Below are 23,997 nucleotides of genomic sequence, written 5' to 3'. Positions count from 1 at the left end.
CGTCGGCTCACAGGCTATTCGCGCAATAGAACTGATACCACGCGGTCGGCGATCGCGCGATGCCCAATGTCGTTGACATGGTTCATGTCGGGCAGGATCATTGACGGACTAATGACAGACGGGTCCATGAGCGAGACATACACTCCGGATGCTTCGTCAGCCGCCGAGCGTACAGCCCTATCTAAGCGCAGTCTGCCAGCTTCGGTCTCCACATCCTCGGCTGGCGTCGGGAAGCTCGGACCCACCGCCACGATTTGAACATTCGGAAGCGCTCTTCTGATCTCGCGGTATGTCTTTTGTACCGCTAGTTCAACAACGGACGGGTCTATCAACATCGCAGCCATATCATTTTGACCACCAGCAACAACAACTACACTAGGAGAAAACTGCGCGATAATGCCTACTTGATCCCTATACGCGGAACACGAAGCACGCTGGCAATCGCTTGATTCCATAGCGTTCAAATACCCAGTACCGCCAACCCCGAGATTAATTTCGTACCAACCCATGTCGGCAGAGACTTGCGAGGTCCAACGCAACGACTCCGATGAAGACCCCACTCCCTCAGTGTAGGAGTCTCCGACGAACACCGCTGAGGTTGTTCGACCCCCGCCTATGCCGGGCTGAGCGAAGCGAACCGCGTCCCCGCCCGGAACGTCACGGTTGAGTGAAGTGATGCCAGCATAGATTGCAAAACAAACTACAAGCAACACAGCAACTGCGCTGGCCAGTGCCGACAAGCCGAACGACACATTTTTACTTCCCAATGGATTCCTTGGCATAGGGACTATCATGTCAGAGCATTCGAGATACAGCTGGCTAGGGGACGACGTTTACCAGCTTCCGGCAGTTGACATCAAGATTTCAGCTCTTACCGTTTTGCCAATATTCCGATCGAGTACGCTTCCGAGATCGCTCCAATTGCGCTACCAGGCAAAACCGCTTAACCGGCGGAATAAGCAAAACTTGTCCACCGCCATCGACAGCTGCATCAACCCAGCACGAGGTCGCTGCACCACAATTTCCGTATCTGCTCTCGACGCCAAAACGTGTCAACACGGACGACCCAATGCAGCGGCGGCAGACAAAAAGGCACACAAAGAGCATAACTTACTTAAGCGCCTCTAGTTGGTATCCCTGAAAAACGGATTATTCAGGACCACTACAACAAACCAGGATTCGTGGCTTGAATAAACTGAGATCATGCACTTGCAAATTCGCACATCCAATTGAACGCCGAACCGAGGAACCTGAACACCCGTCTTACCAGAATAATCTAACTTCTTCTTACAGATTCTCTATCCCGTGTACGAACCAGACCCAGCCGCTATCGATCTGCGTACCACGGTATTGCACCCAATAGTTACGCCGCGACCAATTTCAACGCCCCTTAAGACCACCGCGCGGGCCGCAATCCATACACCGTCCGATATAACGATCGGACCATTGTCGAACTCAAACGTCTCTCCGAACCGATCGTGGCTCCCGGAGCACAACAGCACACCCTGCGAGACGCAAACGTTTGATCCTATGGTCACCGGTTCCAAGTTCAGAATCCAACTAGCCTCACCGATCCAACTGTGGTCGCCCACTTTCAGTTTCCAAGGCCAATGAATTTTGACTCCATGCCGTAGAATCACACCAATACCAATATCCGCACCAAACACACGCAGGATAGAAATCCTTACACGATTAGGGCACCACCAACGCTGGCCGACGGTTCCCCATATGAAAAGCCAAGCTACTTGCCAAACAACGCTTCGGCCACGTTCGTACCCCGAGCCAGTAAATCGACTCAAATCCCTAACAGGTATCTCGTCCATGCTTATCAATATAGCGGATTCTACGCACCAGCACATCCGCCGTTTCCGACCAATTGCATCATCCTGTCAGCTACCACACTGATGCATAAATCGCCACCAATTTGCGACATACGTCTGCGATTGAATGAGTCTCTTTCACTGCTCGGAGTCCACCTTCACCACAACGCCTCCGTAAATCTGGGTCTCTACAAAGTTGCCGAACGGCCTCGCTGAGAGACGCAGCCGAATCCTCCACCACCAGTCCAGCTCCGTACTCACGGATCGAAGCCGCCAAACCCCCACTACTGGTGGCAACAACTGGCACCCCAACGGACATAGCTTCAATCAGAGTCATTCCAAAAGGCTCGTCGATCGCAGTTAGCACATACACGTCCGCAGAGGCCATCCTTGCCTGGATCATCTCTGGGGGTACGGGCCCAACCCACCTTATGCTATCCGAATACTTCGTAGATCGAATCCTCTTTTCCACCGACGCCGCTTCGCCCTCATCGGGGCCAATCAAGACAAAGTCCGCATCCAGACCTTCATCGAGCAGCAACACGGCCATCTCAACGAATGTTAGAGGGCGCTTCCTTGGATGCAAACGCGAGACAAACAGCACCTCCATCCGTGCCGCTGCCGGCGCAGCGGTAGCCAGATCGCGCGGAGCAATCACTCCATTGCCCAAAATTACTATTTTCGATCCTGCTTCACACTTTGCAACCGCAGCCACTGAATGCGCCTCAGATTCATTCAGACAAAGAATGGCACTGGCCGCCCTTAAAACACGTCGGGTAATCACAGCATCAAGTAATCGGGCGAGCTTCGATGTTTTCTGAATGACCATTCCATGACACTGAACAACAAACCTCGGGTGCAACGCACTCAACAACGCACCGACCGAAAGGGAGAAGATATCCCGGGCGAAGTGTAGGTGAACAACATCATAGTCTTTATATCTTCGCAACATCCATAGCATAGATGCCATCGAGAAGATCGCAGAAAATCTAGAAGACCATAGTGCCCTTCTCGACAAAAAGAGCATCGCACTGACCCCCCCGAACTCCTCGGGCGGGCTTTGCCAACCGCGGTAAGTCGCAAGCAAATCGACGTCGTGTCCCATTTCCTGTAAGGCTGCGGTTTGAGACAAGCAGACACGAGTGGGCCCCCCGTATTCACCATCAGGAGATACTAAGGTCACGACATGCAAGATTCTCACTTTAAACTCCTTTCGCAATGCACTCAGCAGATTCCCCGTCGAGTTGGAAAAATGACACTAAAATCCTTAACCTGAATTTCCTATCAGATGAGGCTGACTAGACCCAACGACTGAACGCTTACGGGACAAACGGTAGGGAACCAGAAATATGTCTACAACGAAGTGAAAAATCAGAATAGACAGTACGAGCGAACCCGTAGCCCCGACGGCACCAAATTGACCAACCATCATCGGCCCCAAAGCCAGAACGCTGAGCGTCACAAACATCACACTCAGGGCCTGAAGCCACATTTCGATTGGTTGGGTCAACAACATTCCGGACACGACATGCGCACTTTGTACAACCAGGAGAAGGCCCAGCATAATTGCCAGGCTATAAGATGTACGTATATCGCCACCTGAGACAATACTGGACGCCACGGGCAGTGTCGCACTGAATAAGGATCCAACTAATATGCCAACCAATATGAAGGTTAACGAAGACCGAAACCATAGACCGTAAACAATCTTGAAGTTACCGCGTCGACTGCTAAACGCTGGCCAGAAAGCGGCAGCCGCAGTGGCCAGTACCGACCAAACCGCCGTACAAAGCTGAGTGGACAGGATATACGAACTCAATTCTGATGCGCTGTTCTCTTGGACCTGCAGGCGGCCAACTTGACTAGAAATGGGAAGCCCCACGGTAATAATCATCATCGGCATTATGGAGGCAGTCCCCGGAAGACGCACTCTCCAATTGACTACAAACCCACAAAGTGTAAGACGCAACGAACGCCAAGCCATTACCGTAGCGGTCGTATTGCTTACCGTATAGCCTAAAATGAGTGGCAAACAGTAAAGAGGCGGCCACGCCCTTTGAACGGCGAAGACTAAAACTACTACGATGCTAACTAACGGCGCGGCCACTGAGATTATAGAAAGGTGGTGATTTCTGTTTCTCGCTATCAGAATCTTCGAACCAGTCAACAATGGCATGTTCACAGCGAACAAGATGACTGCCATCGTATACACAATGCTTTCGTTATGACTGATGTCACTGTTAAGCAGCCTTGACCACAAATTCATGGGCACCGCGAGCATTGCCACGGCGGAAATCAACACCGACATGCATCCGAGCACCCACGTTATCGAGTACACAATTTGCTGGACTCGAACTTGCGGCGCATCTACACCACAGAAATTAAAAATGATCGCACCTAGCCCCAGATCAGCGAAAGGGATCAGTAGCGCGAGAGTTGCAACGATGGATACACGCGTGAACAAATCACCTGCGCCGGCAACCGTGACCGATGTGACTACGAGCACCGAGAAGGCATATAGGGGGGCCGATAAAGCACGTACACCACCGCCTCTGATCACTGCACGGCGTTCGTCTTTATTAAGCACGTTCACTGGCCAGCGTGTACTGAGGGTTCGAAAATTGGCGCCTCGGATCGACGGTCCTTCGTCGCTTTGGAACAGATGTTACAACCAGGCCTAATGCAAGCGGTATCGCAAGCTGAATCCTTGTAGTATCGCCCAGCGGTGAAAAAAAGAATGCCCAAATACCCGTAAGGCTCAAGTAGAACGCGACTGATGACTGAAGTCTAAGCGCCTCAACTAGAGATCTATACAAGCCAGATGCGAAGCATAGAACCAGAGGAATCGCAAAAATGCCCGCCGTTGCAAATAGACCCAACACAACGGAGTGTAGTGACAGAGTAGGTACCTTAAACAACGACTCTATCTCGAAAGGTTGCAACTCGTACCGATGTTCGACAAACCACAAGGCAGCTTGGTTACGCACTGACGGGGGTGGGGAAGGGGCCGGACCCCAGCCAGCCAATGGGCTTTCCTTTATGCTAAATAGCAGAGGTACGATCTCTTTCCGAGCTCCGATCAAAGGTCCAAGATCTCCAGATTGGTTCGTAAGCTTACGTTGCGCTATCTCGCCAAATGCGCCGCCAGCTAGAAGCTTCACCAATGTAAAAACGGCAAGACCTGCAAGGGCGGCCGCAAGCGCTATGCGTCCGAGCTTAATCCTATGCATTGACTGTTTTATACGATCCGCTATGCCCTCTTGCTGGTACGAAAATGTTACAACTGCAAAAATTATCGAAATTGCGCCGAATACCGCTAAGGAACGTGAGCCCATATAGATGTTTACAACACTGACAGCCAAGCCGGCGAGCAGTGCCCAGAATAGTTTTTTTCGACGGAGCAAGCGGTCGACAATAATAACAGAAAACAAAGCTAGAGAGACTCCAAATCCAAACTTCCACGAATCTTGATTCTGAGAAAGGGTCGGGCTCGTGAACACTCCAGCAATAACTCCGAGCGCTAGGCCGATAGACAGCTCCGATAAACGCGCAAGACCGTATTTTTTCAGCAATGCTGCGATTAGCACCGCGAGCGAGATGGTGAACAGAACATTAGCAACGGCCGGTGCAATCAACGCTTCTGGCTTATTGAATCGCCATCCACTATAAAATAAAGCAATTGCGACTGTGAACGCGCTGGCAAAGAGCCGAAAGAATCTCGGTCCGTTTGGAACCGCCAGTATCAGCAACGGGAAGGAGATCACAGAGATTAACTCTGTAAGCGAAAACCTTCCGCCAAAAGAGATGTAGATCGACGCGAGAAAACCGACCGCCAATGCTTGCAATTTTCCAGCGGTAATGAGTGGATCATTGGTTTGGCTGGGTTGCGCATGCAGCATCTTCGGCCTACTTCCTTACTTGTTGGGACGAACTGTGAGTTCGCGTGCAAAGATATATGCTTTCGACTTTCTCACATTCGTGGTGGCAATTGATGCTAGCTGCAGACAGCCACCTAAAGCGCTCAGCCAGTAGTCGATTACAGTCTGGGAATAGGCCAGGCGGATCCGACTGGCCTCCCCCACGAAACGCAACGGGCCAGAGCCGGTCTTAGACCCCGGATGCAACCTCAGAACGCCCGCGGTGTGATGCACAAGAGTTTGGCTATCAGCATCTTTAGGCAACCTCAGCATCAAATCCAAATCCATACCAAAATGGAGGTCAGTGTTGAACCCACCCATCTCCTCAAGCGTGGTCCGTCGTATAAATAGCGATCCCGAAAATACGTAACAACCTAAAATCAGCAAACGGCGCTTGTTTAATTTTTGTGCCCGATACGTCCGAAGGACTGTGCCGTCAGCGGTACAAGTTTGGTGGCCGCCGATGATTATCGAACTATTGTCGATTCTTTCAATCGCGTTGTAAAAGTTGCTAAAGAAACCCGCCGCGACGATATCATCTGAATTGAGCCAGCCGACATACGTGCCCGTAGCCCTGGCGAGCGCCTTATTTAGGGCATCTGACTGACCGGAATCGTCTTCCGAAGTGATACTTACTCTCGGATCATTCTGCGCTATTTCACGGACAATGTTGATCGTGCTATCGGTTGAGAGACAATCCTGAACTATTATCTCGTCTTCGTCACGCATCTGCGAAAGGACCGACCGGAGCGCGCTGGCGATATATGTTTCACTATTCCTAGCTGGCATGAGCAGCGATAGGCTGGTCATTACTGTAACCCCCTGATGTTGGTAGCCGACAAAATTTCCTCGAATTCGTCAACGGCGCTTCTAAGACTAAGCCTGTTCTCGACGTGCTGGAGACCGTTCTTAACTAGACCGTCCCTAAATCTCTGGTCGCCAGATAGGAGCTTTATGGCCTCAATTAGCTGGAGAGGTTGTCCAGCGTTTACGACAAGAGCAGCGCCAGTACTGTTAGCTTCTGCCTGAGTATTACCGCCTGGCTCCACGGCACATATTACCGGCTTGGCTGCCGCCCAGTACGAGGTCAACTTGCTGGGCAGCGACATCCCTTTGACACCGGGTTTCTCGTTAACGAGTAAAACGTCAGCCTCTCTCATTGCCGACACGAACATATCCGAATCGAGCGGGCCTCGGACTTGAAGGTTCATCACGCCCTCCGCCAAGTGCTCTATTTTTGTCCGCTGGTTTCCATCTCCGATAATGGCGAAGTAGATGTTTGGTTCTGAGACCAGAGAAATCCTTGCGGCCTCGACTATGTTTTCAAGCCCCTGCTTTATTCCTATATTACCGGAATGCATCACGACTACGGCGTCCTGGGGCCAACCCATAATGCTTCGAACATCTGGGGTAAAGGCTGCCAAGCGGGTTTCCTTTGCTTTTATCCAGTTCCGGACTACTCGCACTTGGGTCTCGCCAGCAGAGAGCACTGCCCGAATGCCCTCCGCAAAATTTTCGTGAATTACAACAACGACATCGACATGTCTGATCAAGAATTGCTCCAGATAAGCAATGATTCTCGACGCTAGCGACGATGCTTGATCCGTCTCGCGTGCTGCCATCGCGTAGCTGTCTTGCATCCACAGAATGATTCTCGGCCTACCCCGCCGACCTATATATCGTATGCAAACCAAGAGGCTAGAGATCAATGATGGGCTCACCAGAATCACCGCATCCAGATTCTTCGGCTGCCACTTTTGTAGTTTAATGAGAGCACGGAATGCGAAGGTCGACTCCATCAGTAGTCTTCGTAGAAGAGTAGGCTGTTCAGGTACGTAGTGACTCACACGTGTGACCGTCGGCTGTCCCGGTTTGTTGATCGGAGTTCGGCCAAGCTCCTCTTTGTAGGCTTGGTCTACCTTCCACTGAGGGTAATGGGGAAGTCCGGTAACTACAGATACGGGCTGTCCGCGTTTGACAAGCTCATTCGCTAGCTCGGTCGTATACGGTCCAATTCCCGCCGTTTCCGGCTCGTAATTCAGGCCGAGAATGTAGACGCGTCCATTTTCGCTTTGCATCTAGCAAACCTCATCGGAGTCGACGATCGCAGCGTCCAGTTTCACATTTTGATTGACCCAAGTATGCGGTTCTTCCCGGTCGAACCAGGCTCCGGTCATGCCCTTGACATTTTTTGCCGGCCTTCCCGCCCATAGACCAGATCGCATTTCTGACGTAGCTGCTTGCTTAGTCAGGAGAGAGCCTGCCGCGAGCAGAGATCTGTGCGGTAGATTCGAACCCTTTAGGGCCAAACAGTTTGAGCTCACGAAGCAATAGTTTCCGATAGTGATGTGACCGATAGTCGTCACGTTTTCAACCACATCGATTTCGTGGGTTTGAAAAACAGACCTCACGCCGGCAATTCCCGACATTTGTCCAATTTGGATTCGGCCCGAGCAATCAAGGTAGTGTCGGCTAGTTATGAACGATCCGGAACCTAATTCCAGTGCACCGGCATTGCCATCAAAGTCTTGATATGCGCGAGCCGCGCTGAACCAGTTCCAGGACCCGATAAGGTTGTCCCCGTTGAGCATCACAGAGCGAAGATCCCGAAATACATTGAACGGTCCAACCTTGACGCCGGATTTCATATCAAAGTGCGAGCAACCCCAAACGAGGTTTGGTCCTACAACCACATGACGAGCGATAGTGTGGCCGAAGGCACGCAGTAAAGATAGTTTGAGCCTGCTCTGAGGCATTAACCATACGAGTGCCTGAATGGTTTTGAGTGCGCGACCCTCACTGGTCATTGTTTTCTACCTTATTTACGGTTGGTTGTCGGGTCTGCGAGGTGGTTGCCCTACGGGTCGCTACCGCCTGAGGACTCTCGAATGGCTTTGGTACCACTCGATGGTTGACCGGATTCCCGTAGAAAGGTCGATCTGCGGCTTCCATCCCGCGTTCCGGAGCTTACTGACATCAAGCAGCTTCTGGGGCGTCCCATCCGGCTTTGTGGTGTCCCACTCGGTCTCACCCTCGAAGCCGACCGCGGATGCAACAATACCGGCGATCTCCTTGATCGTCGCGTCCTCGCCGGTACCGACGTTCACTTGGTCCGGTCCGTCGTAGTGCTCCAGCAAGTGAATGCACGCGGCCGCCATGTCGTCGACATGCAAGAATTCACGCCGCGGAGATCCGCTACCCCAGTTCGTCACCTTTTCTATACGATCTCGGCGGGCCTCGTCGTAACGACGAATAAGCGCAGGCAAGACATGCGAGCCCTTCGGGGAGAAATTGTCGCCCGGACCGTACAAGTTGGTCGGCATGGCGGAGATCCATGGAAGTCCGTACTGCTTACGTACCGACTGGATCTGCAGGATGCCAGCAATCTTCGCGATGGCATACGCATCGTTGGTCGGCTCAAGGTGCCCCGTGAGCAGGTACTCCTCCTTGATCGGCTGCGGTGCCAACTTTGGATAGATGCACGACGACCCGAGGAACAACACACGCTGCACGTTCTGCGCCAACGCTGCGTCCAGCACGTTCACCTGGATGCGCAGATTGTCCGAAAGGAAATCTACCGGATACGTGCTGTTGGCGAGAATGCCACCAACTTTGGCGGCCGCGAGCACCACAGTTGCCGGCTTGGTCGCCTCGAAGAATGCGAACACTGAATCACGGTCCTTGAGATCCAGCTCTGACGAGGAGCGCCCGATCAGATCACTGAATCCCAATGCCTCGAGCTGTCGCCAGATGGCGGATCCGACCAAACCACGGTGCCCGGCCACGTAAAATGGAGCGTCGCGATCGAGCGGAGCTGGTGTGTAGTCGGATGCAGCCGACCCATTCGTATTCACGGCGCTCATGCCCAATCCGGCAGTGCCGGACGGTCGATCCACGGTCGACCCTCGTGCTCGAGGGCCGCGATGTCGGCGTCGACCATGATTTTGGCGAGCTCCGGCGTGTGGACCGTCGCCTTCCACCCGAGCTTTGCTTCGGCCTTGCTCGCGTCACCGATAAGAGCGTCCACCTCGGTGGGACGCAGATAGCGCTCGTCGAACTTGACGTGCTTCTCCCAGTCCAAGCCAGCTCGCTCGAAAGCTACGACGAGGAAGTCCTTCACCGAGAAGTTGCCGCCGGTGGCCAACACGAAGTCGTCCGGCTCATCGACCTGCAGCATCCGCCACATGCCCTCGACATACTCGGGGGCGTAACCCCAGTCGCGGATGGCATCCAAGTTGCCCATGTACACGTTCTGCTCCAGGCCGGCCTTGATGCGTGCAACGGCCCGAGTGATCTTGCGGGTGACGAAAGTTTCGCCACGACGCGGTGATTCGTGGTTGAACAGAATGCCGTTGACGGCGAAGATGCCGTACGCCTCGCGGTAGTTCTTGGTGACCCAGTAGGCGTAGACCTTGGCTGCCCCGTACGGGGAGCGCGGATAGAACGGAGTCTCTTCGTTCTGCGGAGGAGGAGTGGCTCCGAACATCTCGGAGCTCGACGCCTGATAGAAGCGGCACTGGAGGCCGGCAAGGCGTACTGCCTCGAGCAGGCGGATGGAGCCGACGCCGGTGGTATTGCCGGTGTGCTCGGGTTCATCGAAGCTGACGCGCACATGGGACTGCGCACCCAGGTTGTAGACCTCGTCGGGCTGGATTTCGGTGAGCAATGTGACGAGACGTGCACCGTCACTCAGATCGCCGTAGTGCAAGAACAACTTTGCATCTTTGTCGTGCGGATCCTGGTACAGGTGATCGATACGCGAGGTGTTGAAGGTGGACGAACGTCGAATGAGTCCGTGCACCTCGTAGCCCTTGCTCAGCAGCAGTTCGGCCAAATACGAGCCATCCTGGCCGGTGATGCCAGTTATCAATGCGCGTTTCACTTTTTCCACTCCTCTGATGACCAGCACAGATCTGGCGTCGTAACGAAATTGGACATGCCGCTCAGTAAGCCCCGTCGCTTCCGGCAACGGCCTTCATGGTTTTTGCAATGATGAGCAGATCTCCCACCATCGACCAGTTCTCCACATACGAAAGATCCAGTCGCACAGTCTCTTCCCACGACAGATCGGACCTGCCACTGACCTGCCACAGACCCGTGACGCCCGGCTTGACCAGCAGTCGCCGACGAACCTCACCGTTGTAGGTCTCGACCTCACGGCGCAGCGGAGGCCTGGGCCCCACCACACTCATCTCGCGCTTGAGAACGTTGATGAACTGTGGAAGCTCGTCGAGGCTGTAACGGCGCATCACCTTGCCCACGGGTGTCACGCGCGGATCGTCACGCATCTTGAAGAGAACTCCGCCGGCACCCTCGTTTCGGTCGAGCAGATGCGCAACCTGCTTGTCCGCGTCGACAGTCATGCTGCGGAACTTGATCATCGAGAACGGCGTACCGTCGATGCCCATTCGCTCGGACTTGTAGAACACCGGACCGCGGCTGGTTGTCTTCACTGCGATAGCGACTGCCACCAGGATCGGCGAGATCAGCACCAGTACCAGGGCGGCGAACGTGAGGTCGAAGGCTGTCTTGCTGAACCGGGTAGCGCCGTTGTACTGAGGCTTCTCGACGTGGATCAGCGGAAAGCCGGCCACAGGACGCATCACCAGGCGCGGCCCGGCAACGTCGACCACACCCGGAGCGACGACCAGGTCGACATCCTTCTTCTCGAGATCCCAGATCATCTTGCGAATGCCCTTGCTGCCGAGGTGCTCGGTGGCCGTCACCGCAACTGTGTCGGCACCGCATTCTTCGATCGCTGCGAGGACGTCGTGCTCGTCGCCCAGAACCGGGATGTCGGATCCTTCGACACTGACTACTCCGTCACGCGGAGCCTCGTAGCCTGGCATGCAGATTCCGACCACGGCGTAGCCCGCGGATGGCGACTTCTCGAACGACTGCGCCATGGATACGGCGGCAGATCGACTACCCACGATCAGCACCGAAGTCTTGTATTCACCATTGTCCCGTGAACGGGCAACAACCTTGCGCCACACCCATCGACTCAGCAGCAGCGCGATCAGTCCGACCGGCAGAGCAATAGCCAGGTAGAGCCGTGCGATGTCGACGCGGAACAGGAGCGACACGATCGCGATGACACCGAACAAGCGAAAGGTAGCCGAGACGATGCGTCGGTACTCTTCAGCACCGTTACCGATGACTCGTGGTGATCGCGTGCGGAAGATGGCGAGGAAGGCGATCCACACAGCCGCCATGACGACAGACACTCCCGTGTACGTGAGTGCCGACATCAGACCGGTGGACTCGACACCACCGAAGCGCACGATCTGGGCCAGACCTACGGACGGAACGACAACGACGACGTCGGTCACCCGAAGCCGCCGAACGTATTGGTCCTCCCACACGTGTCGCGACGTGAGCCGTCGAGCCACCACCGCGCCGGACCGTCGCGGAGTTCCCCACAGAGAGCGTTGTGCAGCCCCGACAGATGCCACGTGCTCCCCTCCTCTGCACTTCTGCGCACACCGCGCGAGTTCGGCTCGAACCAATCCGGATTGCAACCGGTTACGAAGTGGAATAGTCCCACGCTGCTATCCCATGCACCACGCGAGCGGCGTAGATCACAAACAAATAACAGCAGGCATTCGGTCTACCACACCATCTCCGACTCGGCGACATGGATGACAGGAACCCATGGGGCGTTAACCGTTCTGCTGCTCAAAAACGTTACAGATGAGCACAATCGACGTGGAAATGTGAGACTCCACAGACGAGAGCGGTCTAAACTGTGCGATCGACAGTGTCGCGCCTGCCGATTCCGTGCTGAACAAACCGAAATACAGCCGGAGCAGGCGTGAAACAGGTAGTGGGCCCGCATCGAAGTTCGTAGGAAGTCGACTCGCCGACTAAGCAGCTGAAAAGAATCACCGCACAAATTCATTCCAATGAATGAGTAGTTGGTCGGAGTGTGGTGACGTAATCAGGGACGCCCGAGCCCGCGGTAGCTCCATCCTGCCGCCCGCCACTCCTCGGGGTCCAGACAGTTGCGTCCGTCTATCAGCGTCTTGCTGCGCACTGCGCCCTCCAAGTCCTCCGGAGCGAGCGCCTTGAACTCTTTCCATTCCGTCAGCACCAACACCACATCAGCGCCCTCGCACGCTTCGAGCGCGGAGTTGCTGTAGGTCAACGTCGGGAACAATGCTCGCGAGTTCTCCATCGCCTTCGGGTCGTACACGTTGACCGCGGCACCCTGCAGCTGGATCTGCCCGGCCACGTTCAGAGCCGGTGAATCACGCACGTCGTCGGAATCGGGCTTGAACGCGGCACCGAGCACGGCAACCCGAGCACCGAGCAGTGACCCGCAGGCCTCGCGGGCCAGCTCGACCATGCGGGTACGGCGTCGCATGTTGATGTTGTCGACCTCACGCAGGAACGTCAGGGCCTGGTCCGCCCCGAGCTCACCCGCCCTCGCCATGAACGCCCGGATATCCTTCGGCAGGCAACCGCCACCGAAGCCGATGCCAGCATTGAGGAACTTGCGGCCGATGCGCTCGTCATGGCCGATCGCGTCGGCCAGCACAGTGACGTCGGCACCGGCAGCCTCACACACCTCGGCAATTGCGTTGATGAACGAGATCTTGGTGGCCAGGAACGCGTTGGCCGATGCCTTGACCAGCTCGGCGGTAGCAAGGTCGGTGACCAGGAACGGGATCTTCTCGTCGAGCAGCTGCGCGTAGACCTCGCGAGCCAGCTTTTCGGCGCGACCCGGACGGGCGCGGTCCACACCCAGCACCAGGCGGTCGGGGTGGAGAGTGTCTTTGACTGCGAAGCCCTCGCGCAGGAACTCCGGGTTCCAGGCGACCTCGACGTCGTCGCCGGCGGGCGCGAGTTCGCGGGCAATCTTGCCGAGGCGCTCCGCCGTACCAACGGGGACGGTCGACTTACCGAAAATCACGGCCGGCTTGGTGAGCAGCGGCGCGAGTGTCTCGATGACCGAGTCGACGAACTTCATGTCCGCCGCGAACTCCCCTTTCTTCTGGGGTGTCCCGACACCGAGGAAATGCACCTCGGCGAAGTCCGCAGCTTCCTGATAGGACGCGGTGAAACGCAGGCGTCCGGCGGCGATGTTGCGCTGCAGCACCGCTTCGAGACCGGGCTCCCAGAACGGCACCTCACCGGCTTCGAGCTTCGCGAGCTTGGCCGGGTCGACGTCGACGCCGAGTACGTCATGACCCAACTCGGCCATACACGCGGCGTGAGTGGCACCGAGATAGCCGGTCCCGAACACTGTGATTCGCATTTGCTTCATTCCCCGTCAGTCGTACTGAACAATGGCGTACTCGACAAGAGCCCGTGACGGAGCGTCACAGCAAGTTCCTGGAGGACACCGCCTTCAGGCCACGCGCACACACGGGAATAGTAAGCACAGGTGATCACGGTCGTCACCCAGGAGACGGTGGTCACAGAGTCAGCTGAACGGCCGGCAGACGGAAGGTTTCTCAGCGACGAACGGGAAACTGCGGGTTCTCCGGCTCTTCGACGGCCTAGGCGCAGCGGTGGATGAAGTCGCTCAGTTCGTACACGCATCGACGCCATCGGCAATCATGGCCATGATACGAACATGTCCGACCACCTGCTTCCACCAGGTGTGTCGACTTTTCAGCGCGATCGGACCACGCGCGCAATTGCGCTGTGCTCGTGCACATTTCCGTAATGAAGCAGGACCGTGGCGCGAGTACGTGACGGGTGGCACGGTTCGTTGGCATGCAGGGCGCGATAGCCCCAGAACAGGTAGACGTTGCCCGGCACCGGCCGAAGGTGCACGAATTCCTCGGGGCGCGATCGCCACTTACGCCGAAAGTACGATTGCGCAATACGATTCGATACCAAAATCTGGTCGAGGAGGTTGGCGACGTACCATCTGCGCAACGGCCTCGCATTCGGCATCAGCAGGAGGTCACCCGGACTGTCCGACGGGATCATCACCGGCACAACTGCAGTGAGCGCGTAAGAATCGAAATGAAAGTTCAGCGAGCGGTTGGCACCGGACAGCCCGGAGATGCAACGCAACACCCTGAAAGGCCGCCCAGCGGGGGCCGGACGACCCACACCTGCAGCAAATACACCTCTGATGACGCGATCGACCTGAGACTCCTCCGGCCAAGCACGTGCAAGGACCTCTCCGAAGGCATCGGAATCTTTGAAATGAACATACTCGCCGCCAGCAGATACAACCGCGGCTTCGACGAACTCCACGAGTGCATCCACCGTTGCTGCCGAGACAACCTGTGGCAGAACGGCATAGCCATCCCGCGCCATGGCCGCCAGCGCGGTGGCTACGTCGAACGCCATCGCATGTTCGGATTCCTCGGAGTGGGGATCAGCTATCTCCATTGAACCTCCGGGGCGGCCATCTCATTGCACGTTCGTGAGTTTCGTGGATTGCACAATCGATGATGGTGCACATCTCGGTTCTTTCGACCTATCCAAAACCACATTTTCTATTGTTGCCCAGAACTGTGAAAAAACAAACCACCGCAGCTCCGATTCGACGAGGCGACCGCAGGACGCGACCCAAAACGCAGCTTGATCCGCGGGCCAGCTTGATTAAAACAATTGTTCAGCCTGCAAAGAGGACCGAACAAGAATCGAAGTACGCTTTGCCCGCCTCAGGTGAATACTGTTCGAGTAAATCTGCATAAACCAGCGAGCAAATCACCGGGCATGACCTGTTCTCGACGTAGGAAAGATCGGGGCCGACGCCTTCTCCCCACGACAGATCGGACCGGCCACTCACCTGCCGGAGCCCGGTCACGCCCGGGTCGACGAGCAGTCGAGATCGCACCTACACCTGACGCGTGCGGGCCAGTCAGCGACGAACAGGAAACTGGGGATTCTCCGGCTCCTCGACGGCTTGCACACACGAGAAGAGAAAGTCGGCGAGGCTGTGCCGACTGTTGGCATCACCGAGATCGAATGCGTCGGCCCTACCACTGGACTCGACGACCGCGGAGTAATACGATTCGACGGCGTCGGCCAATACGGACCGCATCGACACAGAACGGTCGAGGTGTGCGCGCGAAATGAGCTCGACGCGTTCTTGCAACAACCAGCCGAGAGTCCCTTGTTCCGAATCGATCATGAACGTAACGCCTTTCTTCTCCCTAAGAGTGGTCGATACTCAGGACGTTGTTCGGGGCCTCGGCTTCTGTTACCTCGGTCCCCTTGTCGTCCACGCTGCGGGCGCTACCGAAAACTGGGGTCACAACGTTGTCCAAGCCCATCCACTTCAACACATTGGTTTTGAAACGCGCCTTGTCGAAATCCCGCGCACGCAGGATGGAACTTTCGCGGCTGGCGTTCGCGGCGCGATGCAGAGCAGCATCGACATCGGTCCAATCGTCTATGTCGCAGCTGGCACCCGTAACTCCGTCGACAACGCTCTCGGCGGCTCCCCCGGTTCGGTTGGCCAAAACCTTGCCACCCGCTGCCATTGCCTCGACCGGCATTATTCCGAAATCCTCGACCCCCAGGAACGCGAACACCAGAGCTCGGCTGTACAGCGTGAACAACAGCTGGTCCGAAACACGTCCGAGAAACACCGAGTGCACCCCGAGATCCTCGGCCAGCTGCCTGAGCCTGGCCTCGTCAGGCCCCGAGCCGGCTATGACCACAGGAACGCCGTTGCGAGCGGCCGTCTGGATGGCTGCGTCCTGACGCTTGTAGGACACCAATCGGCCTGCGCCCAAGATGAATTCAGAGGGCAGTCGATCCACTATGCGGCATTCGTCGTCAGTGAGTTCCGAACGCCAGTCCGAGACCGACTGAATACGTGACACGTCGACAGGGGGGTACACCACGTGCGCTTCTTGCCCCCAGCTGTCCCGCATTCGATCCGCTATGAAGTGGCTGTTGGCGGCCCACGATGCAGGTGCCTGCGCGCGCGATTTGTCGATCCGGCGAAATACCGGGGCTGCGGCTTTCACATGCGCCTTCTGCCCGCGAGGATCGAGCGGTGCTGCCCACAGATAGCGGGCCGGGGTGTGCACATACACGAAACGACGCCGATCGGTGTGCCCGTAGCTGCCCGCGTGGTGTGCAAACAGATGTGAGCTGATCAGCATCCAGTCGTATCGATCCACATCGAGCATCCGCCAGACAAGGGGAAGAACGGACATCGCCAGCTGCTTGTTGTGACGCAGCGGGGTCCGCGACAAAAGGCTCTCCCGTACCGGATTGCTCGGGTACCGGCCAGGCGCGTCGTCCCAGGAACAGAAAATCGGCAGACCCGGGAACAGCTCGGCGAAGGCGTCCAAAACCTTCTCGGCTCCACCCGATTCTTCGATCCATTCATGAACAAGCACACCATCACCCGGAGCCGAACCGACTACGGGATTTGCGGGACCACGGTCCATTGAAAAACCTCTCTGGCTGCATCGCCCCGACGCAAACACAGATCACATCTCGTGTTCCACTTCGTGGTGAAACAAATCACGGGTCGAACCGAGCCGAACAAGCTGACAACACTGGACACGCAAGCGGATCCGTCCGTATCCGCGATCGAATGGCCGCGGGTCGTGTTTCCTGGATGATCCGTACCGGGGTTAGGGTACCTAAGGTTGGTGAATAGTGCTCATCAGAAAGCGCAGGCGCGCCGATAACCACGGTATTCTTCACAACGGATATGTTAGAGATCACAAGATCTGCACCAGACTCGAAAGTGCGGTATGCACAGACCATGCGAACACAGGCCGTTCTTCTGACGATGCTGTCCTGCGCCCTTCTCACGGCATCCTGCGCAGAAGAATCGGAATCAAGCGAACGTGCGGCGGATTTCGTTCGCTACCCCACCACCAGCGAGGCCGCGGCCGTAGCGCCGGTTACTCCGGTGGAGGACACCGAGCTGAACGCAATCCTGGCGTGCCAGGAGCAGATACTGGGCAAACTGGTTGCACCCCAATCTGCATCGTGGGGGGAACAGCGCGCCCAACGCGAGGGCGTGGACCCCGAGATCACCAACAGTGTCCGCACCGGCGGTTACACAGGTGAGTACGACTGGGTGGTGATCGGCACCGTCGACTCGACAAACCTCGCCAACACACGTGAGAAGACCGAATATGTCTGCGTCACAACGATGTCGCCGGAAGGCGCGATGATCGGCACAGTTTTGCGAGATCAAGTTCTCGGCCCGGTCTGACGCATCGATGGGTCCTACGGGCCGGCACTGTCCAACGCGGCACCCACCGCTGGGGCCAGAGTCAGCGCTGCAGTCGCCGAGATGTGGCGGTCATCGCGGTAGAGCAGCTCGTTTCCTGCGAGCGGGAAGCACGAATCGACCGAACACAGCAGATCGGCTGCATCGAGGAAGGTACTACCCGATTCGTTGGTCACCGATTCCATCGCCGAATCGAGCTCAGGATCCATGGCGTCTCGCCGATCCAGCGTGCAACTGGCCGTGTCGTCCAAATTTGCCGACAGACACACCGCGGGTGCCCGCGTCCACGTTGGAGTGTCACCGATAGCGACCACCTCGGTGAATCCGGCCAGCTCTGACAGCACTCGGGCGAAGCCCGAGACATAGTCGACCTCGAACTCACCGGAGCCCGCGTACAGGTCTCGATAGCCTGCGGCATAGCCACTGACGACTACCATCGCCGGCTTCATATCCTCTATCTCGGCCAAGGCATTACGACGAAAAGCGTCGCATTCCGGAAACGGCCGATCCAGTTGATACGCATCGATGGGTACATCGGCCGGGGTGCAACCGGACTTCGTCATCGCCACCAGCCGCATACCGCGCGCGACTGCGTAGGCCTCGAGTGCCGGGAACCATTGCGATGCACGGGAATCGCCGAACATCACCAGAACGGAGTCGGAATCGGCGTCTCCGTAAACGCACTCCTTGCTGGTCACGTCCAGATACTGCGCTTCACAACCGTCGCCGTACACCGCCGGAATGTCGTCCAACGAGGCCTCCAACGAGGGAGTGACGTTGCGCGGAACACTCGATGGGAACAAACTTCCACTCGCGACATCGGCGGCTGTGGGCACCGCCGCGTCGCCCCCTCCGTACAACTGAGGCACCCGTGACAGGCCCAGCCCGGCCACCACCGTTGTCACCGTGAGGACCAGAGCCAACACCGCATTGAGCGATCGTCTCTTCACCAGTACCGGAAGCGCCCGCATCGGCTCTTCGACCAACGTGTAGCCGAGCCAACCCAACACGACGGACAACACCCCGAGCGCCAGCCCCTCCGGCAGAGTCAGGGGCCGGTTCCACATGATCGCCGGGATGATCATCAGCGGCCAATGCCACAGATACGTCGAGTACGAAATACGCCCGAGCCACCTCATGGGACCGCGATCGAGAAGAAACGCTGCACCCCTCCCCTCGCCGTCGCCGATGATGACCGCCGCGGTTGCGATCACAGGAACAAGTGCCAGCCAACCGGGGAAGGCCATCGAGCTGTTCATCGTCAGTCCGCCGATGATGAACAGCGCAAAGCCCGCCCAGCTGACCGCGATCTTGGACCGGGTGGAGATGCGAGAGACCCACGGCCACGCCAGAGCAAGTAGCCCACCCACGCCGAGTTCCCATGCGCGCGTGGGCAATGCGAAGAATGCCCAGGCTCGGGAAACCCCGGTGAGCCACACGCACAGAAGAAACGACGCCGCGACCAGAATCCCCAGCACGATAGCCACACTGGCCCGCCTGTTTCGCGCCCACTTCACACTGAGCAGGAAGATCACCGGCCACACCAGGTAGAACTGTTCTTCGATGGCCAAAGACCAATAGTGTTGAAAGACAGACGGAGTGGTATCGCTGAGGTAGTCGGTACCAATCCAGGCGAGCCACATGTTGGTCACGTTGAACGCGCTCGCGAGACCATCCTTGGCAACCTGCGTCAACAACAGCGGAGGCAGGAGCAACTTCGACGCAATGAACGTCGCGACGATGACCACCGTTGCGGCAGGTAACAGTCGACGGACTCGTCGGGCATAGAACGTCCGTAACGAGATACTCCCCGTCTTGGTCACCTCGGCCATCAACAGACCTGTGATCAGGAAGCCCGAGATGACAAAAAAGATGTCGACCCCGATATACGACCCGGGCAACAGCCCCACACCCGCGTGGTACGTCACCACCAGGATCAGCGCTAATGCGCGAAGTCCTTCGATATCGCGCCGAAAGGGTACCTTGGGCTTTGCCGCCGGATACAGAACAGCATCAGTGACGGCATGCTTGGCCAACGGTGAGTCTCCGCCGGTCGATCAGTGCTTCGAAGCGCGAGACACGGCATGGCCCGAGCTCGAATCGTCCACGCCGGCATCGGCCTCGAACTTGACCATAGGTTCGGAGACTCCGCTGTAGCGATTGGTCTTGCTCTTCTTGCTCCTCCTGCTGGTTTCGACCGGGGCACTGGGCGGCTGGGCCGCTCGTACCACCGCTTCCACCTTGCCGAAATCTGCGATCACGCCGGCTGGGTCCGGGATGCTGTTGGTCAGCGACTCCAGATCTGCCACCGACACCCTGTTCAATCCGACGACCACAACACTGACGTCGCCGTGCGTAGAGATCACGGCCGCATCAGTGACGGCCAGGGCAGCCGGCGAATCGATGATGATGTAGTCGAAGCTCGCACGCAAATCGCTTATCACCGTTGCCATTTCGACCGACCCGAGCAACTCACTCGGGTTGAGAGGAGCAGGGCCACCGGTCAACACGGTCAAGCCCTCGTCGGTGACCGCCACGGAATCCTCCAGCGTTGTCGAACCCTGGAGGACCTGTGTGAGTCCCCGACTTCCATCGACACCGAGCAGAACCGCGGCGTCGGGATTTCGAAGATCGCCTTCGACGTAGACCGTTCTCGAACCGCTGACTGCAATAGCCCTGGCAAGGTTCAAAGCGACGGTGGTACGACCTTCGGCAGGAGTGGCGCTGGTCACCGTGACCACCAGCGCCGCGTTCGAGGAAGACAAGTAGCCGACACGCGTGCGCAGCTTGCGGAATGCCTCTGCAGTGGCCGACGACCGGGAATCGAAATCGACCAGCCCCGTCGAACCGAGCTTGCGGTCACGCGGAATCTCACCGAGCAGCGGCGCGCCGACAGCAGTGGCAGCGTCCTTGGGTGAGGAAACCTTGTTGTCCAGACGGAACCACAACATCGCGATTGCCACACCGACCACAAGACCCGCGCCACCGCCGAGTGCCAGGTACCGGAACAGACTCGGTGCGATCGGGGTCCCCGGCAGTGTGGCGAACTCCGTCTGCGTCACCTTCACGACGGAAGGCGGTGCACCCGGTGGCGACTGCAGCTCGCTGATGTAGCCGATTGCGTTCTCTGCGACCGCGTCTGCCAGATCCCGTGCACCTTCACCGGTGTCACTGGTGGCGGCGATCGTCAATGCCACGCCGCCGGTGGGAAGTGTGACACCCACCTGCCCGGCCAGCTCACCCGGTGCAGCATCGAGACCCAGCTGCAGCGCGGTACGGCTCAACACCTGCTGGCCCACGATCAGCGCTGTGAACGACGACGCCTGCTGCTGCGCCAATGCGTTGCCCTGATAGGCCGAGACCACGTTGCCCTGATCGCCTGTAGAAACGAACAACTGCGACGTCGCAGCGTACGTGGGTGTCTCGACCATGAACCCTACGTATCCTCCGACCAGCCCGATGCCCAGCGCTGCTACGACGGCGTACCATCTTTTGACCAGCGCCCGTAGGTAATCCATGATGTCCACCGAAGTAGTATAAGAACGAATTTCGTTTCGTGAGCTCCCGAACGACATCCATTCAGACGAGATCTAGATCTCATCTCGCCGATTTGTGACGCGGTTCCCATTCATTTCGTCACTTATTGCCGTGTTAACGAACTGGAGATTTCCACGCCATGAAACTGCGGAACAATTCGCGATTCTTCGGTCTGTTGATCATGGCGCTACTCGGCAGCGGATGCGCTTCCGGAGCAATGGACACAGAGTACGGATCGGCCGACGCCCCGGAACCCGAGCCGCGCGGCGGCATCGTGGACTTCGCCCCGTGGGCGACGGACTACCTGCCGCTCGCCGACAACACGACGTCTCTGCTACGGATCCGGTACGAATCGTCATCAGGCCTCGACGCCGACGGCCACACTGTCTCGGCCGTTGTTGCTGTCCCCATCGGCACGCCTCCGCTCGGCGGGTGGCCGGTCGCTGCCGTGGCGCACGGCACCACCGGCATCACACAGGACTGCGCCCCGTCGTCCAATCCAGGACTGTCCGGTCTGGCCTCGACGGTGGCTGCATTCGTCGACCGCGGTTACGTGGTGGTCGCGACGGACTATCAGGGGCTCGGTGAACCCGACACCCATCCCTACCTGGAGCCGAAAACCGCCGCATACAACGTCATCGACTCCGTCCGAGCCGCTCGAAGTCTCGTTCCCGGAGCCTCAGGACGGTGGATTGCCTACGGCGGCTCGCAAGGAGGCCAGGCGGTGTGGGCAGCAAACGAGGAGTCTGCCACCTACGGTTCCGGACTCGATCTCGCAGCCGTCATCGCGCTGTCCCCGGCCGCGGATCTCACCGGGCTGGGACCTGCCGCCGAGAACGGAACCCTCACCGCCGAGCAACTTTCGGTCTATCCACTCGTCGTCGCCGGAATAGCCACCGCGTATCCGGACGTCGACGTGCAGAACTTCGTTGACGGCGCTCCGCTCGAGTCCCTGCCGATGCTGCAGAGCTGCACCGGTGAAAATCAGAGAGACAAGGACCGCGTGCTCAATGAATCGAACCCCGGTGAGTTCGAGCCCGCCGACCGGGCCGCGGCCGACAGGTTGAATTCCTGGCTGGAAGCGATCCGACTGCCGAAGGCGATCTCACCCGCTCCCATGCTGATCATCTACGGCGGAAACGACGGACTCGTATTGCCCGAGTGGATCGAAGGCGCAGCCGAACAGGCCTGCAGCCAGGGTGCGTCGATCGACCTGTTGCAGCAACCGATGGCCGGCCACGCCGTCAATCCGGTGCCCGCCCTGGACTGGCTCGCCTCGCGGATGGAAAATCAACCGCGAGGCGAGCAATGCCCAGGAATCTTGGAGTAGGCCCCGGACCGATCGACATCAGCCCACCGACAGCCCTGCTGCAGCACGAATGTTGTCGAACGCCAGCTTGGGGGAAAAGTCACGCCTGACGAGTCCGAAGTTCGCCTCGGCATCCCCCGCATTGGTTCCGGTATTGCGGAACGTGTGAATGAAGACCCCGGCGACGTAAGGCAATTTGCCGGCCTCCCTCAGACCCGCCAGCACGATCTCCGACTGCTTGGCTTCACTGGCCCCGTTCGTCTGCGTCGGGACACCGAACTCGGTGATCCAGATCTTCTTGCCACCGTCGCCGTGATAGTTCATCAGCGCGTACACCTGGCTGATCTGAGCCCAATACACACCTGCCGGTGGAGTAACCCCCGCCGGATAAGGATGCAACGCCAACCCATCGAAGAACGGTTTGCCGCCATTGCTGTAGAGGGCCCGCACAAAGGTGAACGGGGACGATCCGAAGGCCCAATCGGCAGAGTTCGCCAACCCGGCAGCGATCACCGTCGACTGCGGCTGCACGGCCTTGATCGCAGTGTAGGCAGCCTTCAGAGTTGGCAAGTAACTCTTCCCGGTAGGCGAGGGATTGTGGAAGTACGCCAGGTTCGGCTCGTTCCAGATCTCCCAGGTGGAGATGCGATTGCCGTACCTCGTTGCAGCAGCGGCGGCAAAATTGCCGAACTCGTCCGGATTCCGCGGCGACCCGAGGGTCCACGCGTTCGCTTGCGGGTTCGTCGCCCAGGCCGGCGCGTAGGTCGGCAGACCCAGAATCGCCAACCCGCGGGCGGACGCAGCATTGACCAGTCTGTCGATCGGAGCCCAATTTCTTTGGCCCTGAACCGGTTCCACCTTTTGCCAACTGATCTCGAGACGGATCCACGATCCGCCCACGGATCGGATGCCGTCCATCTCACGACCCAGATCCGCGTCGGACATCGTGTACACCGTCGATCCGTTCGAGAACCCGAACGGCTTGAGGCCAGCCCCTTGATTCTGCGCTCGAGCATCGGTAACCGTACTGATGGTTAAAAGGCCCGAAATCGCCAGAATGCCCGCTATTCGCGCTGGCGATCGTAGACGTCGCTGAAACTTGAATCGTTCGATGCGCATGGCGTTCTGATCCTTACTGTTCGGTGACCTACGGTCTTTTCCCCCCGAACACGCCGATGGGCCCCAGTCCGAAGACTGGGGCCCAACTGGTTTAGTTCTAACATAGAGACGGCACCCCCG

General features: G+C 57.7%; 20 protein-coding genes and 1 pseudogene. 2 read left to right on the top strand and 19 right to left on the bottom strand.

Features of this window, described 5'->3' with window-relative positions:
* Positions 1-14: 14 nt before the first annotated feature.
* The 16 genes and pseudogenes from R4P47_RS13405 to R4P47_RS13330 form a co-directional block, all read right to left on the bottom strand.
* Entirely contained in the window at positions 15-782 is a 768-nt protein-coding gene (locus R4P47_RS13405; protein WP_317784980.1) for an SGNH/GDSL hydrolase family protein, read from the bottom strand.
* A gap of 516 nt (positions 783-1,298) precedes the next feature.
* Positions 1,299-1,823, bottom strand: coding sequence for a DapH/DapD/GlmU-related protein (locus R4P47_RS13400; RefSeq protein ID WP_317784979.1), 525 nt, complete (start codon positions 1,821-1,823; stop codon positions 1,299-1,301).
* A 70-nt stretch (positions 1,824-1,893) separates the two neighbouring features.
* A complete protein-coding gene (locus R4P47_RS13395) occupies positions 1,894-3,021 on the bottom strand; it encodes a glycosyltransferase (RefSeq protein WP_317784978.1) in 1,128 nt (375 codons plus the stop codon).
* Between the two features lie 66 nt (positions 3,022-3,087).
* Positions 3,088-4,413: a hypothetical protein gene (locus R4P47_RS13390; protein WP_317784977.1), complete on the bottom strand. Its 1,326-nt coding sequence runs from the start codon at positions 4,411-4,413 to the stop codon at positions 3,088-3,090.
* Positions 4,400-5,719: a hypothetical protein gene (locus R4P47_RS13385; RefSeq protein WP_317784976.1), complete on the bottom strand. Its 1,320-nt coding sequence runs from the start codon at positions 5,717-5,719 to the stop codon at positions 4,400-4,402. Before R4P47_RS13385 ends, R4P47_RS13390 begins: the two co-directional genes overlap by 14 nt.
* A gap of 15 nt (positions 5,720-5,734) precedes the next feature.
* Positions 5,735-6,547, bottom strand: a complete 813-nt coding sequence (locus R4P47_RS13380) for a glycosyltransferase (protein ID WP_317784975.1) — start codon at positions 6,545-6,547, stop codon at positions 5,735-5,737.
* Positions 6,547-7,815 (bottom strand): glycosyltransferase family 4 protein, encoded by a 1,269-nt coding sequence (locus R4P47_RS13375; protein WP_317784974.1) that lies wholly within the window; start codon positions 7,813-7,815, stop codon positions 6,547-6,549. Before R4P47_RS13375 ends, R4P47_RS13380 begins: the two co-directional genes overlap by 1 nt.
* The gene (locus tag R4P47_RS13370; protein WP_317784973.1) at positions 7,816-8,544 is read right to left on the bottom strand and encodes a hypothetical protein; all 729 of its coding nucleotides are present in this window, start codon (positions 8,542-8,544) and stop codon (positions 7,816-7,818) included.
* Positions 8,545-8,604: 60 nt separating this feature from the next.
* Entirely contained in the window at positions 8,605-9,600 is a 996-nt protein-coding gene (locus R4P47_RS13365; protein WP_317784972.1) for a GDP-L-fucose synthase, read from the bottom strand.
* Positions 9,597-10,619, bottom strand: a complete 1,023-nt coding sequence (gene gmd, locus R4P47_RS13360; protein WP_037147620.1) for a GDP-mannose 4,6-dehydratase — start codon at positions 10,617-10,619, stop codon at positions 9,597-9,599. Before gmd ends, R4P47_RS13365 begins: the two co-directional genes overlap by 4 nt.
* Positions 10,620-10,680: 61 nt before the next feature.
* Positions 10,681-12,192, bottom strand: a complete 1,512-nt coding sequence (locus R4P47_RS13355; RefSeq protein ID WP_411567336.1) for a sugar transferase — start codon at positions 12,190-12,192, stop codon at positions 10,681-10,683.
* 485 nt (positions 12,193-12,677) lie between these two features.
* Positions 12,678-13,997 carry a UDP-glucose/GDP-mannose dehydrogenase family protein gene (locus tag R4P47_RS13350; protein WP_317784971.1) on the bottom strand — a complete coding sequence of 440 codons (1,320 nt, stop codon included), beginning with the start codon at positions 13,995-13,997 and terminating at the stop codon, positions 12,678-12,680.
* Between the two features lie 359 nt (positions 13,998-14,356).
* On the bottom strand, positions 14,357-15,049 hold the full coding sequence (locus tag R4P47_RS13345; protein ID WP_317533613.1) for a hypothetical protein: 693 nt from the start codon (positions 15,047-15,049) through the stop codon (positions 14,357-14,359).
* A gap of 373 nt (positions 15,050-15,422) precedes the next feature.
* Positions 15,423-15,542: pseudogene (locus R4P47_RS25115) on the bottom strand (sugar transferase); the annotation flags it as partial.
* Between the two features lie 24 nt (positions 15,543-15,566).
* On the bottom strand, positions 15,567-15,839 hold the full coding sequence (locus R4P47_RS13335) for a hypothetical protein (RefSeq protein WP_317533612.1): 273 nt from the start codon (positions 15,837-15,839) through the stop codon (positions 15,567-15,569).
* 22 nt (positions 15,840-15,861) lie between these two features.
* Positions 15,862-17,061 (bottom strand): glycosyltransferase, encoded by a 1,200-nt coding sequence (locus R4P47_RS13330; protein WP_317533611.1) that lies wholly within the window; start codon positions 17,059-17,061, stop codon positions 15,862-15,864.
* 374 nt (positions 17,062-17,435) lie between these two features.
* Between R4P47_RS13330 and R4P47_RS13325 the strand changes: the two genes are divergently transcribed.
* On the top strand, positions 17,436-17,894 hold the full coding sequence (locus tag R4P47_RS13325) for a hypothetical protein (RefSeq protein WP_314145170.1): 459 nt from the start codon (positions 17,436-17,438) through the stop codon (positions 17,892-17,894).
* A gap of 14 nt (positions 17,895-17,908) precedes the next feature.
* Here R4P47_RS13325 and R4P47_RS13320 read toward each other — a convergent pair whose 3' ends face one another.
* On the bottom strand, positions 17,909-19,948 hold the full coding sequence (locus tag R4P47_RS13320; protein WP_314145169.1) for an acyltransferase family protein: 2,040 nt from the start codon (positions 19,946-19,948) through the stop codon (positions 17,909-17,911).
* Between the two features lie 21 nt (positions 19,949-19,969).
* Positions 19,970-21,430, bottom strand: coding sequence for a polysaccharide biosynthesis tyrosine autokinase (locus R4P47_RS13315; RefSeq protein ID WP_314145186.1), 1,461 nt, complete (start codon positions 21,428-21,430; stop codon positions 19,970-19,972).
* 158 nt (positions 21,431-21,588) lie between these two features.
* Between R4P47_RS13315 and R4P47_RS13310 the strand changes: the two genes are divergently transcribed.
* Positions 21,589-22,779, top strand: a complete 1,191-nt coding sequence (locus tag R4P47_RS13310; protein ID WP_314145168.1) for an alpha/beta hydrolase family protein — start codon at positions 21,589-21,591, stop codon at positions 22,777-22,779.
* 18 nt (positions 22,780-22,797) lie between these two features.
* On the opposite strand, the gene R4P47_RS13305 is transcribed toward R4P47_RS13310, so the two are convergent.
* The gene (locus R4P47_RS13305; protein WP_394855326.1) at positions 22,798-23,703 is read right to left on the bottom strand and encodes a cellulase family glycosylhydrolase; all 906 of its coding nucleotides are present in this window, start codon (positions 23,701-23,703) and stop codon (positions 22,798-22,800) included.
* Between the last annotated feature and the right edge of the window lie 294 nt (positions 23,704-23,997).

Origin of the sequence: Rhodococcus sp. IEGM 1370 (genome assembly GCF_033142325.1) — a bacterium.
In the GTDB taxonomy this organism is placed as follows: Bacteria; Actinomycetota; Actinomycetes; order Mycobacteriales; family Mycobacteriaceae; genus Rhodococcoides.
The sequence above is the reverse complement of the archived record's forward strand: the minus strand, read 5'-3'. Positions and strand labels throughout refer to the sequence as shown.